This is a genomic window from Clostridium sp. 7_2_43FAA (assembly GCF_000158375.2).
In the GTDB taxonomy this organism is placed as follows: domain Bacteria; phylum Bacillota; class Clostridia; order Clostridiales; family Clostridiaceae; genus Clostridium; species Clostridium tertium.
Window position 1 is genome coordinate 2,393,284 of the sequence record NZ_JH815222.1, and the last position, 18,256, is coordinate 2,411,539.

Consider the following 18,256-nt stretch of genomic DNA (forward strand, 5'->3'; position numbering starts at 1 on the left):
ATTAGCTATACATGCTATAAGTATTATTTTTTGATGTAGCATAGTTTTCATAGAAATGATTATATACAATATCTCTTTTTTTATCTATCTCATCAAAATCATAAGCTTCTGGTAAATAATTTATTAAATAATCATATATAACAACTTTAACCTTAGCTTGACTTTCTCTTTTTTCACGCCAATTATCTATGTCATCAATAAGCGTTTTTAACTTATTTAATAAGTCATTACTTACCTCTTTCAACTTATCTCTATCCTTTTTCTCCAAATTTGGCTTTTCTAATAAATCAAATAATGCTAAATCCTCTTCTTCCAAACCTTCTTTTGCTGCTCTCTTTTCTTCTTGGCTTAAATCATTAACAAATTTAAGTAAAGCTTCAAAAGTTGCTTCAATTACAGCTCTGTCTTTTTCATAATTGTAGTCTTCTATTAGTTCTTTATATTTTTTATAGAAGTCCATTCTCATAGGATTTTGCTTTATCATTTTTTCAAGTTTTTGCTCTATTTGTTCTTTCATATTGTGTAAAACTGTATTTTTTCTTTTACTACCTTTAAACTCTTCTTTTAGTCTATCAAAGTCTATATTACTGATATCGAATAACCTACTAGGTACTAATCCACCTTCAGATATATTCTCTGTTTTTATTGCTTCATCAACAACATTATGAAGCTCTAGGATAACATGTGAAATATCTGTTTCTCTATTATTGTCCTGTATCTTATTGTATATAGCCTTTATAGCATCACATTCTGGAATCAACTCATCAATTCCTTCCATGAATAAACAAGATTTATACTTATTTTGAACATCTCTTGCAAGTATCTCAAATTTCTTCTTTACCTCTTCTGTAGCATATACCGCCTCTTCAGCATCTTTTATTAATGCAATTTTCTTAAATCCATCAGCTTTAATCAATTCATCTAAATTAAAACCATTTACCTTTAAATGCTTCTTAGTTAGTTTTATTGATTTCTTTAAATCATTTAGCAAATCTTCATCTGTTCCTGCTGGTGGCTTTTCTCCACCATCATTCCCCATTCCTGAACCATATTTAGCCAAAGCCTGTCTTAAATTTTTTAATACACCAATATAGTCAATAATTAGTCCATTATTTTTCCCTTCATTTACGCGGTTTGCTCTAGCTATTGTTTGCATTAAGGTGTGCTCTTTTAACACTTTATCAAGGTATAAAATAGACAAGCTCTTAACATCAAATCCAGTTAACCACATAGCACAAACAATCGCTAGTCTAAATGGACTTTCAGAATCCTTAAACTCTGTTGTAAGATCTCTTTCTTTATCATATCCCTCTCTCTTTATACCTTTTTTCATTTTTTCCCTATGTGGAATTATATCTAATCCCCATTTTTCAAACTTTTTAACCTCATTCTGCTCTTCACTTACAATAACAGCATATTCAGTTTCTTCTAACCATTTTAACTTCTTTTGCTTATCTAGCTCATCTTGCATATCAAAAGATTTACCGATATCTTTTTTAGTAGATTGAATTTTTTCTTTCCAATACTTATCTATAAGATTATACATTCTTACACAAGTAACTTTATCTATACACACCAACATAGCTTTTCCACTTTCCCACATAGTAGAGTAATGTTCTACTATATCTTTTGCTATGGTATCTAATCTTTCATTACTTGTTATTATATGATATTCCTTAGATAAGGCTTTTCTTAGCTTTTCCTCTTCCTCATCTGACAAATCAAACTCATCAATTTTAGCGTGAATTTTCTTGTTTAATTCATCATTAACTATCCCAAGCTTTTCACCTCTACTTTGATAGTATAAAGGAACTGTTGCTCCATCCTTAACAGCTCTATCAAAATCATATACTGAAACATAGTCACCAAAGAATTCTTTAGTTAACTCATCACCACTTAATAGTGGTGTTCCTGTAAATCCTAAAAATTTTGCATCTGGTAAAGCATCCCTCATATTTTTTGCAAGTAATCCATATTGAGTTCTATGTGCCTCATCTGATATTACAATTAAATCCTCTGTATTTTCATAAGGTTCTTTAACTTTTTCATTGAACTTGTGTATTAATGAAAATATATATCTTTGGTCTTCACCTAATAATTGTCTTAAATGTTCACCACTAGATGCCCATACTTTACTACTAGGTTTAACAGCTCCTACTCCAACAAATGTATTATAGATCTGTTCGTCTAGCTCTTTTCTATCTGTAACAATTAAGAATGAGTGATTTCCTTTAACAGATCTTAAAAGCTTTTGGCAGAAAAAAACTATAGAATAAGATTTTCCACTACCTTGAGTATGCCAAAACACCCCTAACTTATTGCTTTTAAGCTTTCTAGATTCTTTAAATGATTCTATAGCTTTGTTAACTCCCAAAAATTGATGGTTTCTAGCTAATATTTTAACCTTAGTTCCTGAACTATCATCAAATAAAATAAAGTTTTCAAATATGTCCATAAAATTTTCTTTAGAACACATACCTTTTAACATAGTTTCAAAATCTACAGAACCTTCCTCTTCTTCTTCAAGTCTCTTCCATTCATTAAAGTATTCATACTTACCTGTTACAGAACCAACCTTTCCTTCTATTCCATTGCTTAACATTACAACAGCGTTACAGTTAAATAAATGTGGAATAGTATACTTATAGTCTGTAAAGTTATCTTCATAAGCATTTTTAACATCTTTATGAGTATTTTTTAACTCTATAAATAATAATGGGATTCCATTTACAAATCCAATTATATCTGCTCTTCTTCTATATAAGCTTCCTTGTATCCACAATTCTCTTACTGCAACAAAACTATTTTCCTTTGGCTCCCTAAAATTAAAAACCTTTAATTTTTCTTCTGTTAATTCACCATATTTATCTTTAAACTGTACTTTTACCCCTTCTTTAAACAACTTATATTTTTCTTCATTAATATCTATTAACGTTTTAGATAAGTTGTTTTCAGTTATTATCTCAATGGCGCTTTCATAAGCCTCATCCGGTAAGTCTGGATTAAATTTCTTTAGTGCTTGTTTTAAATACCTCACAAGCACCACTTCCTTTTCAGATTTTCTACCTAAAGTTCCATTCTCACCAAGTATCTCAGTATTATAAGCATAAACAGTTTCCCAATCTAAATTATACTTAAAATAATCTATTGTAGTCTTTTGTACTAACCCATCCTCTGAATACTCTCTACTCAAACCTCAATCTCCCCTATAATTAATTTTGGTAATAATATATCTCTTGCTTCTATCAACTTATTGTTTTGATTTCTTAAATTTGTTATTTGCTTAAAATTATAACCTACTATTTCTGAAAACTTCTCCATAACAGTCTTACTTGGAATATAAATTTCCTCATCCTTTAAATACTTAAAATGTCTTGTATATGAATAGTTGGATAAATCTATATTTTTAATGGCCCAATAAAAATATTGTTGCGATACCTCAGTTGAATTGCTATATATTAATTGTGTTCCATCTGCACCACTTGCAAATGGAAAATCAATATACTTTACTATTCTTGTATGGTCACCAAATATAATAGCAGGAACACTTTCTTCTTTTGCATCCTCATTATCTGTATATCCTCCTATAAAACTCTTACTCTGATCAATTATTGGAATCTCACCCGCTTCTAAATAATCTTCTTTTTTCACTTTACTCTTTCTTTTAAATTTTAATATAAGCTCTCCAACTTTCTTCTTTTTCCAACCATTAGGTACTCCGTTTAAAAATTCATATTCTTCATATCCTGGAAATCTAAAATTAATAAACCATTCTTTATAAAGTAACTCTGCACTTTTCTCTAATAGTTTTATTCTTTTTAAGTTATTTTCTATTAAATTATCATATGCTGATAATATTTTAACTATTTTATCCTGAATGTTCTTTCCCGGTAAATATATCTCAATATTAGCTAAATCAGTTGCTGACAATTCGATTTGATTGGTAGCACCTTTTCCCATTGATGTTATTAATGATTCATTTAATCTTATAAAATACCCTAAAAATTTAGCATTAACATCTTTTGAAGGTCTCATTATAGTAATATGAGTATCAACTGTAATACTCTCATTTATATTATTTATTTGAGCTGTTCTACCTAACGTTCCTGTACCTGTAGAGTTTATTAATATATCTCCTTCATTTAAAAATTTTTCTTCTGTTATTTTTTTCTCTTTACTTGTTAATCTTGCTAGTGATAAATCAACCCTATTATCTCTAATACATTTTTGATTTATTACTAAAATTCCATCATCCTCTACATATTTAGGTGAAACACCTCTTTTTATTAATTCTGTAACCTCTGAAACTTTTTTCTTCACCATTATAACCCTAACTCCTCAAAGTTTACTTTTATTATTTGAGCTAACTCTGATGCTTCTTCATTTAATGAATCTAATTCTATCTGTATCTCTTTAAGCCTTCCTTCAAAATCAAAATCTTCATCGATATTTTGTGCAATTCCAACATATCTACCTGGTGTTAAACTCCAATCATTTTGCTCAATAGTATCTCTATCTACTAACTTACATAATCCTTCAATATCTTCTAGTTTTGCATCAACAAACTTTGTTTGAAGCCACTTTACTTGAGAGTATGTATAGTTAATATCTTTTATAAATTCTATTAACTTTCTTCTTAACTCTTCGAATATCTTTCTATTTTCTCTAACTACTTTTGTATTCCATACATCGCTCTTTTTAGCATCCAAGTCTTTTTCTGCTTTATCTAAAATGTTATTAGATTCTTTATATAAATGGTCTATTGCTTTTATATTTAGCTTTAGCTCTTTTGATATATTGTCAAATCCAGTATATATATCTTTTTGTGTAGCATTATGCTCCTCTATACTGCTAAAAGCATTATCTGTATATGATTTAACCTTATTTAAATAATCTTGTATTTCATTATTTAGCTTCTCTTTGTCTATAAAATACTTATCCATATCTTTTTCTAAAGCTTTTAGTGACTCATAATATTCTGCTTTCTTTTCTTTATCTTCTTCACCAATTAACTTAAATGAATTAAACTCTTCAAGTTGGTCAACTAATAGTTGTAATACTCTCTCAAATTCTTTAGATTTTTCATTTATCTTTTCTGATTTATTTGAATATTCAACTATATACTCTTTTATTAACTTTAGGTACTTTTCATTTTCCCCTCTATATAACCATACAATAGATGTTAAGTTTTTAAGTTGTTCTGGTGAAAAGTCATTTATTGTTCTATTGACCTTTCTAAATATATTTCTTGCATCTATCATTAATACTTTATCCTTATTCTTCTCTAACTTATTCTTATCAAAGAACCATAAAGTACACGGTAAACTTCTAGTATAGAAGAAGTTATTTCCTATCGATATAATTACATCAACATCTCCTGATCTAACTAAACTTTCTCTAATATCTTTTTCCTTACCACCTGCATCTGTTGCTGAACTTGCCATTACAAATCCTGCTCTACCTGTTTTATTTAAGTATGTGTTAAAGTATTGTATCCATAAGTAGTTACCATTACTTACTGATTTACCTTTTGAACTTATTCCTGGTAACCCATACTTTAATCTAGGGTCTGCTTTAATTTTTTCACTATCTACACCATCAACATTAAATGGTGGATTTGCCATAACGAAATCGCATTTCCCCAGTAATTCATGCTTATCTTCATAGAAAGTATTCCCTTGAATTACTTTCCCATTTAATCCATGAACAGCCAAGTTCATTTTTGCTAATTTTGTATTTAAATCTGCCTTCTCTTGCCCATAAAAGGTAATTTTATCATTAGCATTATTACCGTGAGATTCAACAAAGTGTCCTGTTTGCACAGCCATCCCTGCACTACCACATGCTGGATCAAATACTATTCCACCTTCTGGTTCAATAACATTTACTATCATTTGAACCAGTGAAATTGGAGTAAAAAACTCTCCTCCTTCTTGTGCACCACTCATAGCAAACTTATTTAAAAAATATTCATATATTCTACCAAATACATCTCCAGTAGCCCTTTGTAATTCATCACTATTAAATATTCTGATTAAATCAGCTAGTAAATCATTATCAAAAATATTATAATTCTTAGGTAATGCACCTGCTAAAGTTTCATATTCCTCTTCTATAGATTTCATTGCATCATTAATTGCTTTACCAATGTCTGCTCCCTCTTCTAAATCTAATAAGTAATCATACCTAGCTATTTGAGGAATATATATAGCACTTTTACTCATAAAGTCTTCTTGTGTTACTGGTCTTTTTCTACCATTTCTTGATGGTAATGTAGCTTCTATTTCTTCCTTAACTACTAAAAATCTATTATATGCATGTCTAAGGAATATTAATCCTAAAACTGGCATACTATATTCTGATGCAGTCAACTTAGAATTTGCTCTAAGTTGATCTGCTGCTTCCCATAAATCTTTTTCTATTTTCTTTATATCAATCATTTTATCCTCCTGAAATAATACATTTTATAATTCACCTACACTAGTGACCATCTATATACTAACTCTAGACTCCTACAAAAAAAATTACCTAATATTAAATATGCATGATATTTTTTAATTTATATTATGAATTACTAATCCCATTAGTTTGATATAACCATATTAAAATATCCTCTGTCATTCTTAATGCCATAAAAGCATCTTCCATATCAGTAACTTCACAATCAACACCTGTTGAAGTTATATTCCCTTCGTTAGCATGGGCACCAAGAGCACAGCAAAAAGTATATACTCTATAAATCAAATTATATCTTGGATACTGGTAACGATTGTTAATATTAGGACTATTCTCACTATACTTCATTATTGGAATATCATCAATTTTATCAATATTTATAATATTTTTATCTTTTTCACAAGCTTTTTTAAGTCCATCTTTCCATTTTCTTTGCTCTTGTTTATTAATAGTAAATATCCCAGTTATAACATTTCTACAATGTGTAATACACCCTACTTGATCACCATTGCTATAAGCTTTTATAGCATCAGTATAGCTCTTTTTAATATCTAAATAATTATCGTCTAACCATTTTATTAAAATACTATCATCAAAACTACTCTCTACTATCCTATTAGTAAAAGGAATAACACTTAATCCATCATTAGTAAATACTATGTCTAAGTTAAGCATATTTATATTGCTTCTTAACAGCTTAAATTCCTCTGAAGGATAATTTTTTAATATAATATTTTTATCTAGTATACTTTTCTTATTTAAATATTCTTCTATATCAAATATATTTCCAAATCCATAAGTATTTCTCTTATTTATTTTCTTATCTATATCTACATCAAATATATTTGGTATATTTATTTTATCAATTATACTATTTACCAAACTTAAAAATTTACTCTGATCCTGTTGTAAGTGCCATAATATTTCATTTAAGGCAGAATAACATTTATCATTATGATAGTATTCAATTCTCCAATTAATTTCCTCTTGTTTAGTACTTAACCAATACTTTCTATACTGATAGTTCTCTGATAACCCTGCATTATTAAAAATTTTTTCCCAAATATCAACTTGTGGAATTATTAGGTTAGTACTTGATAAAATATCTGCTATTTTCGATATAGCTATTTGCTTATTGTTATCCATACATACTCCTTCTTATACAAACATAAAACTTCATTATTATTTAACTATTATTATATAACATTTATAAATGTATTGGTACCTCTCACATTAGTTTGCAACTTCATTACTACTTCTATCTAAGAACATAACAAAAAACCTCCACAACACATTTATGTATTGTCGAGGTTTTCATGGTGGAGGCGAGGGGTCATGTGCATCCATAATTTCTTAATGGCACTGACTATATCTTAGTGTATAAATCTTATACACTCTTGGCGTCTTATAGAAGCTCAGTATAGTTTATGTCTTCTATCCTAGTATTCCATTGCTTTCGCTTTAGGAACCTATAAGTCGATACGAGGCTGTTGAATTTCTTCACATACCTCTCGGTATTGCCGGTAAGTAGAACTACTTACTACGGGTTCACCGATAAAGCCAAGTTATCACTTATGAATCACTTCATAAGGCGACTCATCTTACGAATCGAACCCCTGTCCGAAAGCAGACCAGCCTGACTTTCTACGAGCGTAGTTTGTGACTAAAATTTCGGTCCTTAGTTCGCTCACAAACAAACTCCTAATTCCCTAGCTTCATGAATACCCCTTTAGCTCAAAGCTTTGCTAAACTTCGTTTCCCACTTCAATGACACCAGTGATCCAGAGCGTGGGCACCCTGGGCTGATGAGCGGCTATATTAAGCTGCTAATGCAAAATTGTCTTCTGCGTTTATCTTTAATGCATACTTTATTATCGAGGTGACATGCTTGCCTCGGCTCGCTTATCAAACCCATCTTACCCCCGTCGAAGCCAAAACGCCCCCAGGTTAAGAATTAGTTTAACGCGAAATATTCAATTTTGACTACGTGTAAATTATATATTATATAGATTTCTATGTCAACTTAGATTTAATCCTTGCTTACCACAATTTTCTTTTTAAAATTTAAAATTAATAACCAACTTATTAATTTTTCTTCATTAATAAGATAGCTAGCATTTAATAAAAAATGAAAGTTTATTTCTAATCTAAAATCAACTTTATATAACACACAATTTCTACATACTTATATTATAACAAACTCCTTTTAATTTAAACCTAATCTTATTAGCATTAAGGGAAAAAGCTTCTTATATTACTATTTTTATAATTAATTTCTTAATAAAAAGTAGATATATATAAGTTTGCTTATTTTGTCACTAGTTTCTAAGTTATAGCAAACCTATATAAATACTATTCCCATTGACCTAGTAATTTCAATTTTTTCATATAAGGAAATTGCTTATCAAATTCTTCTACCTTCTCTGGATTTAGATTTTCAAATACTTTTGATTCAAAAAATTTTCCATGTATATCTTCAAGTCTATATAGTATTAATTCTATCATTTTTTCATTTCTTAATTATTATCAGCAGGATAAACTACTCCAATTTGCTTTCTCGCTTCTTCAATAACTTCAATTATATTTCTAGAAACTTCTAATGAATTAATCTTAGAATCTCTTTCTCCATTTTTAATTAAGTTAACAAACTCTTCTACTTCATAGCACATATTTGCTTCTTTATGTTCTAATGTTAAATCTTCTTCTCTACCATCTCTATATATTATTTTTACATTATTAAATGTATTAATTCTGTCTATTATAATGCTACCCTCTTCCCCTTGAATTTCTGATGGAAGATATGAATTGCTTATTTTAGAATATATTACAACTCCCTCCATATCATCATATCCAAAGACTACGCTACCTTCTCCATCAACTCCAGTTTCTAGCATTATTCCATTTGCTTTTATTGTATTTGGCTTTCCAAAAAGATTTACCATTGGTGCTATACAATAAACTCCTATATCCATAATAGCTCCATTTGATAGTTCTTTCTTAAAAGCATTTAACACTTCTCCAGCCTTATATTTATCATATCTTGAAGAGTATTGACAATAGCTTGCAAAATACTTTCTAATCTTACCAATCTTATGAAGATTATCTTTAATAACTCTAAAGTTTGGAAGTAATGTCGTTTTCATTGCCTCCATTAATACAACATCATTTTCCTTTGCTGCTTTTATCATTGCATCAGCTTCCTTTGTATTTGAAGCAAAAGCCTTTTCTCCAAGCACGTGCTTTTTATGATTTAAAAATAATATAGCTTGCTCAGCATGAATTGCATTAGGTGAAGCTATATAAACAGCATCAACCAAATCACTCTTAGCCATTTCTTCTAAATCTGTAAATATATTTTCAATATTAAACTTATTTGCAAACTCTCTGGCTCTTTCCTTAGTTCTTGAATAAACAGCAGATATATTTACACCTTCAACTTCTCTCGCTCCAGCTATTAACCATTCAGTTATAAAATTAGTTCCTATAACACCAATATTAATCATTAATAATCCCTCCAACTCATTTGTACCATTTATTTACTCATTTCAATTATATATTATATTACTAATATTTTCTATCAAGACTTAATCACTCAATTATATATTAGCTCCATTCTTTCACTTTCTATAATTCAACGAAGGTGAATTATCTCCTCAACTATTTCACTATTCACTTTTAACTCTCCATAATTCAGCTCGTCTGAATTATCTCCTTAATTATCCATTGCCCATTATAAATTATCCATTAATCTCATATTTTTTTTCTAACTGCACATACTACTATTATTAAATTCTTGTATTTCATAATATGTATTATTTTAAAATACGATAAAGCTTGATTATATTTTATATGGTTATTAATAGGGAGGTTTTTTATATGCGAAATATCTTTAAAGATATAGATAAAAAAAAGATATTAAAAGCAAGTAGTTATTTACTATTTCCAATTTTTCTTATAACTAATTTTGTGTTTTTTATTTCTAAGACCTCAAATTCGTCTTTTGTGCCTTCTGTATTTTTCAGTGAAGGCTATGAAAATGAACCAATTGCGCATGCTGGTACTTTTATAACCGATAGTGATGAAAATTTAGAAACTTCTATAATTTCATTCTTGAATGATTTATATAGTACTCGTAATAAATCTTTTACTACTGGTAATGTTGAAGATCTTTATAAGTTTTATGATATTTCTCAAACCTTTAGTAGTTACTCATTGAAACATGAGTTTAAAAGGATTGCTTTTTTAAGAGATTGGGCAAGTGAAAGGAATATAAGTTTTAAAAATATAGAATCCACACCTAAAATATTGTCTTTAAAAGAAAATGATAACACATATAGTCTAACATTAAGTGAAGAATATAAACTTGATTACATATATAATGATGCAGCTGAAAAGATTAATAATTTTGGTGTTTCTTTAATACACACATTAGAGTTAAAGACATTTGGAAACTCTTTTATAGTTACTAAAGATTACTATCAAGATTGCTTTGAGGGTGGTCTAGGGCAATATGATTTTAATTTAACTGAAAAGAATATTCCAATAACTAAATATAGGGCTTATAATTTAAACTTTAAAATTAATCCTACACCTGAAAATAGCTCTACTTATAATAGGGAAGCTGCTGTAAATTATGCTAATAAGTATTCTGGAATATCTTTTGCAAATAACTTGGATAGTAAATATAATTCAAATTATTATACCTATGTTGCTGGATCTGGAAATTGTACTAATTTCATATCCCAATGCTTAGCTGATAGCCTTGAAGGTGGTGGAATACCACAAGATAAAAATTGGTCTTATAAATTTAATGAATCTAAAGGAGTAATGGCAAGTGAAACTTGGGTTAACTCTGAGAAACTTTTAGAATATCTTTTATCTAGTAATAAAGCATTTATATCTTTTTCAGGATCTTTTAATGAAATTTTAGATAGTATGTCTAAATCAAGTAATGAAATAAACTTAGGTGATTTAGTTATATATAAGCAAGGTGATTATATTGAACATAGTGCTATAATTACAGGTTTTGATAATGCTGGGTATCCTTTAGTTAATTCTAATTCTATTGATAAGTTTAAAATGCCTTTTGATTTAGGTTGGAACAACGATACTTCCGAATTTTACATAGTGTCCTTAAAATAAATTATAAAAATAAACTAGGCTAAAGTTAATTTTAAATTTAACTTATAGCCTAGTTTTAACCATATAACTTTAAATAACTAAACTTAAACCACCTAAAATTTAAACAAGCAAATCTTGCAATGTATATCTTGAAAATTCATGAAGAAATGCACTTAAAGATTCATTCATTATTCCCTTTAACTTACAGCCTGAAGTTATAAATGGACAACAATCTTCCTTACTAAAGCATTGTGCAATATTTAGGTTATCTTCTGTTATACGAACAACTTCTCCTAAATTTATATCTTGAGGTTCTAAACCTAATTTTAATCCACCAGTTCTACCTTTCATAGATATAACTAAATCTGTTTTAGCAAGTTTGTGTATTATTTTCTTTAAATGATGCTCTGAAATCTCTAATTTTTTTGCTAATTCTTCAACAGTACATAGCTTGTCTCTATTCTCAGCTAAATATACTAAAGCTCTAAATGAGTAATCGGTAAATTTTGATAAGTACATGAAAATTCCTCTCTTTCGTATAATTATTATAATAACCTTATTAATAATCTTTAGTAATCTTTATATAAGTATATAAATAAAGATTTTATACTTATATTTTATACAAAAACCATCCCTTTAGATTATACTATACTTTCACATAAAACTACTCAAAAAAATGTACAATATTTACAAAGTTTTAACAAAGTTTGTTTTTTCTTAATGTAATCAGGTATAAATATATATGAAAAGAGTTATTTGCTAACGTATTAAATCATAAAGACTAATAAAATTTCGTTAGAAATAACTCTTTAATATTATTTATTTAAATATTCATCTATAGCTTCAGCTGCCTTTTTACCGGCTCCCATTGCTAAAATAACAGTTGCTGCTCCAGTTACAGCATCTCCACCTGCATAAACTCCTTCTTTTGTTGTAAGTCCATGTTCATCTGCAACTATACATTTCCACTTATTAGTTTCAAGACCTTTTGTTGTTGATGATATAAGTGGGTTTGGTGAAGTTCCAAGTGACATAATTACTGTGTCAACATCCATAACATATTCTGAACCTTCTTTAACTACTGGCTTTCTTCTTCCTGATTCATCTGGTTCACCAAGTTCCATTTGAACACATTTCATTCCCTTTACCCAACCATTCTCATCTACTAAAATTTCTGTTGGGTTAGTTAATATATCAAAGATTACACCTTCTTCTTTAGCATGATGTACTTCTTCAACTCTTGCTGGAAGTTCAGATTCACTTCTTCTGTAAACAATGTGAGTTTCAGCTCCTAGTCTTAAAGCAGTTCTTGCCGCATCCATAGCAACGTTTCCTCCGCCTACTACTGCTACTTTCTTGCCTACTTTAACCGGTGTATGATATTCTTCTTTAAATGCCTTCATTAAGTTTACTCTTGTTAAGAATTCATTTGCAGATAAAACTCCATTTGCATTTTCACCTGAAATTCCCATAAACTTAGGAAGACCTGCCCCTGATCCTATAAATACTGCTTCAAAACCTTCATCTTCCATAAGCTCGTCTATAGTTATAGTTCTTCCTATGATAACATTAGTTTCAATCTTTACTCCAAGTTTTTTTATGTTTTCAATTTCTGCTCTTACTACGTCATCCTTAGGTAATCTAAACTCAGGAATTCCATAAACTAAAACTCCGCCCGGCTCATGTAAAGCTTCAAAAATAGTTACATCATATCCCTTTTTAGCTAAATCTCCTGCACAAGTTAATCCAGCTGGACCACTACCTATAACTGCTACCTTTTTATTTTTATCTTCTTCTCTATCTGCTAATTCTACGTTATGTTTTCTTGACCAGTCTGCTATAAATCTTTCTAACTTACCAATTGAAACTGGTTCCCCTTTAATTCCTAATACACATTTACCTTCACATTGACTTTCTTGTGGACATACTCTACCACAAACAGCTGGTAATGCACTATATTTCGCTACTTCTTTAGCTGCTTTTTCAAATTCTCCATTTTTCATATATGATATAAAACCTGGAATATTTATTGATACTGGACATCCATCTACGCATTTTGGATTTTTACAAGTTAAACATCTATTTGCTTCTTGTATTGCTTCTTCGTCTATATATCCTAAACATACTTCTTCAAAGTTTTTTGCTCTTACTTCTGGAGCTTGTTCTGAAACAGGTACTCTTTTCATTCTATCTTGCATATTCATAACTATTCTACCTTGCATCCACAACCGCCGTGATTATGAGTGTCCCCTTCCTCGATTTTTAGTTGAGCTCTTCCTTCTTCGCTCTTATACATTGCTTGTCTTCTCATTGATTCATCAAAATCAACTAAGTGACCATCAAATTCTGGTCCATCAACACATGCAAATTTTACTTTTCCACCTACAGTAACTCTACATGCTCCACACATTCCAGTTCCATCTACCATTATTGGATTTAAGCTTACTGTTGTTGGTATATTTAATTCCTTAGTTAGCATTGCCATAAATTTCATCATTATCATAGGTCCAATTACCACTGCATGATCATATTTATTTCCCTTTTCTTCAACTAAGTGCTTTAAACAATCTGTTACTCTACCATTAAATCCATATGTTCCATCATCTGTTGCTATATATAAATTGCCTGCAACTTCTTTCATTTCATCTTCTAATATTAATAAGTCCTTAGTTCTACTTCCTACTATTACATCACAAGCAATACCATTTTCATGCATCCATTTAACTTGAGGATATACCGGTGCTGCCCCCACACCACCTGCTATAAATATTATATTCTTCTTTTTAAGCTCTTCTAGGTCTTCATGTATAAACTCACTTGGTTGTCCTAAAGGCCCAACAAAATCACTTACATAATCTCCTTCTTCAAAATTAGCTAATTCTTTTGTTCCTCTTCCTACAGCTTGGAATACTATAGTAACAGTTCCTTTAACTTTATCATAATCAGCTATTGTTAGAGGAATTCTTTCCCCTTTTTCATTATTTTTAATAATTATAAATTGTCCTGGCTTAGCAGACTTAGCAACTCTTGGTGCTTCTATATCCATAAGATATATATTGTCAGTAAGTTCTCTTTTATTCACTATCTTATACATGATTATTCCCCCCTGGCTTATTTTCATATCAATCTTATCTTATCATTTTTTAAATATTCACACAATTACTTAATGTAAATATTATTCTGTGTTGCTAAATATTGTTTTTATTAATTTCTTACTTAATTTAACTTAGGTATTTCTAATTTCCTAAATTAAGGTTATCTCAAAAAGAAAATCATTTCAGTTTAAGATAACCTTAAAATTTAATCTATTAATTTATAAAACTTAAAGTATTTTAGAAATTAACTTTAGTTCCATAATATGTGCATTCAAATAATTTTTCCATTGTTGCATCATCAATTTCTCTTGGATTAGATCCAGTACATGCATCTAAAACTGCATTATGAGAAATAAATTCTAGATTAGCTTTAAAGTCTTCTTCTGTTACTCCGTATTCTTTAACTGTATGTGGAATATTTAACTCTGTATTTAAATCATTAATCATTTCTATTAATGAATCTGTTAATTCTGCATCAGTTTCACCTTTTAATTTTAATGCTCTTGCTATATCTGCATATCTTTCTTCACATTTAGTTCTATTATATTGAATTACATATGGTAAGAAAATTGCATTTGCACATCCATGAGGAATATGGAATACTGCTCCTGTCTTATGAGCCATTGAGTGAACTATTCCAAGTAATGCATTAGAAAATGCCATTCCTGCTAAGCATTGAGCTTCGTGCATTAAATTTCTAGCTTGCTTGTCTCCATTGTATGAAGCAACTAAATTTTCTCTAACCATTTCAATAGCTTTCATAGCTAATGGATCTGAAAAGTTTGATCTTAATGATGCAGTGTAAGCTTCTATAGCATGAGTTAATGCATCCATTCCAGTATGTGCCACAAGTTTAGCTGGCATAGTTTGTGCTAAATCTGGATCTACTATGGCAATATCTGGAGTTATATTAAAGTCTGCTAGAGGATATTTAATTTTTGCCTTGTAATCTGTTATAACAGAAAATGCTGTTACTTCTGTAGCTGTACCACTTGTTGATGGTATTGCTACAAATTTAGCCTTTTGTCTAAGTTCAGGTAATCCAAATGGAATAACTGCTTGTTCAAATGTAAAATCTGGGTATTCGTAGAAAATCCACATTGCTTTTGCAGCATCTATTGGTGATCCTCCACCCATTGCAACGATCCAATCCGGCTCGAATTTTCTCATTGCTTCTGCTCCACTCATAACAGTTTCTACTGATGGATCTGGTTCAACTCCTTCAAAAAGTTCAACTTCCATTCCAGCTTCTTTTAAGTATGTTTCAACTTTATCTAAGAATCCAAAGCGCTTCATTGAGCCTCCACCAACTACAACAAATGCTTTCTTTCCTTTTAATGTCTTTAATGCCTCTAATGATCCTTCTCCATGATATAAATCTCTTGGTAATGTAAAACGAGCCATAATAAAACCTCCTAAATTTATATAATTTATTTTTTACTTTTTTACATAAATATAATAAGCAAAAGTCATGCCAAATGTCTTTTATTTAACAATATCGTTAAAATATTAACCTTTCTTTCAAAATGTTAAAATATTTCAATTAAAAATGTCCTAAAATATAACAGCTTATTTATTTTTCACTGTTATATTTTAGGACATTGTCTTAATTTATTACACAACATTATATTTCTATCTTATATTTTTTTACCTTAAGATATAAAGTATTCCTACTTATACCCAATGCTCTTGCAGTCTTTGTCATATTATATTTATTATATTCTATAGCATTTCTTATAGTTACTTTCTCAATTTCCTCTAAATTAAAACACTCTTCTTTTTTTACTTCATCTAAACTTATATTTTTGCTATCTATATCTAATATTTCATTTATTTTTTCTTCCGATTCTTCTAATATATCATCTGATAACTCACCATTTAAATTCACTATATTTTCTATACAGTTTTCTAATTGTCTAATATTCCCTGGCCAATTATATCCTTGTAATCTATTAAATAAGTCTTTAGTTATTTCAGGAATTTCCTTTTCTAATTTTATTGATTTCATGCTAAAGAAATATTCAATAAACTTTCTTATATCGCCTTTTCTTTCTCTAAGAGGTGGTAGTTTTATTGGAATAACACATAGTCTATAATATAAATCTTCTCTAAAAGTTCCTTTTTTAATTTCCTTCTTTAGATTTTTATTTGTAGCTGCTATTACTCTCATATCTACAGGAATTTCTCTGCTGCCTCCAAGTCTAGTTACTCTCCCCTCTTGTAATACTCTAAGTAGCTTTACTTGCATATCAAGTGGCATTTCACCTATTTCATCTAAAAATAAAGTTCCACCATTAGCAAGTTCTATTTTCCCTATTTTCCCACCTTTCTTTCCTCCAGTGAAAGTTCCATCTTCATATCCAAAAAGCTCACTTTCAATTATATTAGCAGGTATTGCTCCACAATTTATAGCAATAAATTTATTATTTTTTCTTATACTATAATTATGAATAGATTGTGCTAGTACTTCTTTACCTGTCCCACTTTCTCCTTGAATTAATACTGTTGAAGGGCTGTTAGCTATAATCTTACAATTTATTATAACATTTTTTATAGCATCACTTTCTCCTATAATATCATTAAAAGTAAAAAATGCTCCTGTAAAATTATTTTCTTTTTTCTTTTCTTTTAATTCTGTTAATGTTGCTACAATCCCTATTATTTTTTCGTTACATTTAATTCCTTTAAGAGTAATTTCAGTTTTATATTTGCTTGCATGACTTAATTTTATTTCTTTTGTTATAGTTTCATTATTTTTTGATATTCTATCTACTATATTTTGAAAATTTGGAATTATATGACTTATATATTCATTAATTAAGTTTTGATTTCTTTTATCTAAAATATTTAATCCTAATTCATTTATATTTATAATTTTTCCATGTATATCAATAATCATTATTCCTTTATCAACATTTTCTATAACAGTTTTCATATAATTATAGGTTTGATTTAAGATATAATTAGTTTTTATTCTATAAAGCTCATTTTCTATTGCTGTAACTCCAAAAATAACTAATCCTAAGGTGTGTGGATGCTTCATATTACTTTTTCCTGTTAAATTTAAAGTTCCTATTATTTCTCCCTTACTATTATGAATAGGAGCTGCAGAACAAGTTAAACTTTGAAATATAGTAGCATAATGCTCATTTGCAGTTATTTGAATACATCTATTTTCCGTTATAGCTGTCCCCATTGCATTTGTACCTATATTTTTCTCATCCATATAAGCACCAACTTTTAAATTTAATTTTTCTAGTTCATCTTTAATAGCATTAGCGCCCTTTATGTAAAGTATACATCCATTATTGTCTGTTAAAATTATGATAAAGTCATTATCCTCTACAGATTCAACTACCATATCTATATATGGCTTAGATATTTCTATTAATTCTTTATTTATCTCTAGTACTTTTTTTAGTTCTTCATTATTTAACATTATTTTTGAATGATCTCTACTTTTTTCAACTCCATAATCCTCACTTCTTTTATGCGAGTTTTCGATTAATAAACTTTTATTATACATAGCTATATACCTCTTAACCCTTTTTTACTTTAATTTCTATTCCGTATAATATAAGTTT

12 protein-coding genes and 1 other RNA gene are annotated in these 18,256 nt (G+C 29.0%); 1 reads left to right on the forward strand and 12 read right to left on the reverse strand.

Annotated features, from left to right (window positions below; translation table 11 throughout):
- Window position 1: 1 nt before the first annotated feature.
- From CSBG_RS12805 to CSBG_RS12825, 7 genes are all read right to left on the reverse strand, one after another.
- The gene (locus CSBG_RS12805) at window positions 2–3,193 is read right to left on the reverse strand and encodes a type I restriction endonuclease subunit R (RefSeq protein WP_008680145.1); all 3,192 of its coding nucleotides are present in this window, start codon (window positions 3,191–3,193) and stop codon (window positions 2–4) included.
- On the reverse strand, window positions 3,190–4,323 hold the full coding sequence (locus CSBG_RS12810) for a restriction endonuclease subunit S (RefSeq protein ID WP_008680147.1): 1,134 nt from the start codon (window positions 4,321–4,323) through the stop codon (window positions 3,190–3,192). Before CSBG_RS12810 ends, CSBG_RS12805 begins: the two co-directional genes overlap by 4 nt.
- Window positions 4,323–6,440 (reverse strand): N-6 DNA methylase, encoded by a 2,118-nt coding sequence (locus CSBG_RS12815; RefSeq protein WP_008680149.1) that lies wholly within the window; start codon window positions 6,438–6,440, stop codon window positions 4,323–4,325. The genes CSBG_RS12810 and CSBG_RS12815 overlap by 1 nt, the downstream gene beginning before the upstream one ends.
- A gap of 124 nt (window positions 6,441–6,564) precedes the next feature.
- The gene (locus CSBG_RS12820) at window positions 6,565–7,602 is read right to left on the reverse strand and encodes a hypothetical protein (RefSeq protein WP_008680152.1); all 1,038 of its coding nucleotides are present in this window, start codon (window positions 7,600–7,602) and stop codon (window positions 6,565–6,567) included.
- 456 nt (window positions 7,603–8,058) lie between these two features.
- Window positions 8,059–8,392, reverse strand: a transfer-messenger RNA (tmRNA) gene (ssrA, locus tag CSBG_RS18080).
- 416 nt (window positions 8,393–8,808) lie between these two features.
- Window positions 8,809–8,961: a hypothetical protein gene (locus CSBG_RS18350; protein ID WP_156804382.1), complete on the reverse strand. Its 153-nt coding sequence runs from the start codon at window positions 8,959–8,961 to the stop codon at window positions 8,809–8,811.
- 11 nt (window positions 8,962–8,972) lie between these two features.
- On the reverse strand, window positions 8,973–9,959 hold the full coding sequence (locus CSBG_RS12825) for a Gfo/Idh/MocA family oxidoreductase (RefSeq protein WP_008680153.1): 987 nt from the start codon (window positions 9,957–9,959) through the stop codon (window positions 8,973–8,975).
- Between the two features lie 373 nt (window positions 9,960–10,332).
- Between CSBG_RS12825 and CSBG_RS12830 the strand changes: the two genes are divergently transcribed.
- Window positions 10,333–11,598, forward strand: coding sequence for an amidase domain-containing protein (locus CSBG_RS12830; protein WP_008680154.1), 1,266 nt, complete (start codon window positions 10,333–10,335; stop codon window positions 11,596–11,598).
- A gap of 99 nt (window positions 11,599–11,697) precedes the next feature.
- On the opposite strand, the gene CSBG_RS12835 is transcribed toward CSBG_RS12830, so the two are convergent.
- From CSBG_RS12835 to CSBG_RS12855, 5 genes are all read right to left on the reverse strand, one after another.
- Window positions 11,698–12,096 (reverse strand): Rrf2 family transcriptional regulator, encoded by a 399-nt coding sequence (locus CSBG_RS12835; RefSeq protein ID WP_008680155.1) that lies wholly within the window; start codon window positions 12,094–12,096, stop codon window positions 11,698–11,700.
- A 296-nt stretch (window positions 12,097–12,392) separates the two neighbouring features.
- Window positions 12,393–13,781 (reverse strand): NADPH-dependent glutamate synthase, encoded by a 1,389-nt coding sequence (gene gltA, locus CSBG_RS12840; RefSeq protein WP_035285953.1) that lies wholly within the window; start codon window positions 13,779–13,781, stop codon window positions 12,393–12,395.
- A 2-nt stretch (window positions 13,782–13,783) separates the two neighbouring features.
- A complete protein-coding gene (locus CSBG_RS12845; RefSeq protein WP_008680157.1) occupies window positions 13,784–14,671 on the reverse strand; it encodes a sulfide/dihydroorotate dehydrogenase-like FAD/NAD-binding protein in 888 nt (295 codons plus the stop codon).
- Between the two features lie 238 nt (window positions 14,672–14,909).
- Entirely contained in the window at window positions 14,910–16,076 is a 1,167-nt protein-coding gene (locus CSBG_RS12850) for an iron-containing alcohol dehydrogenase (protein ID WP_008680158.1), read from the reverse strand.
- A gap of 220 nt (window positions 16,077–16,296) precedes the next feature.
- Window positions 16,297–18,198, reverse strand: a complete 1,902-nt coding sequence (locus CSBG_RS12855; RefSeq protein WP_008680159.1) for a sigma-54-dependent Fis family transcriptional regulator — start codon at window positions 18,196–18,198, stop codon at window positions 16,297–16,299.
- Between the last annotated feature and the right edge of the window lie 58 nt (window positions 18,199–18,256).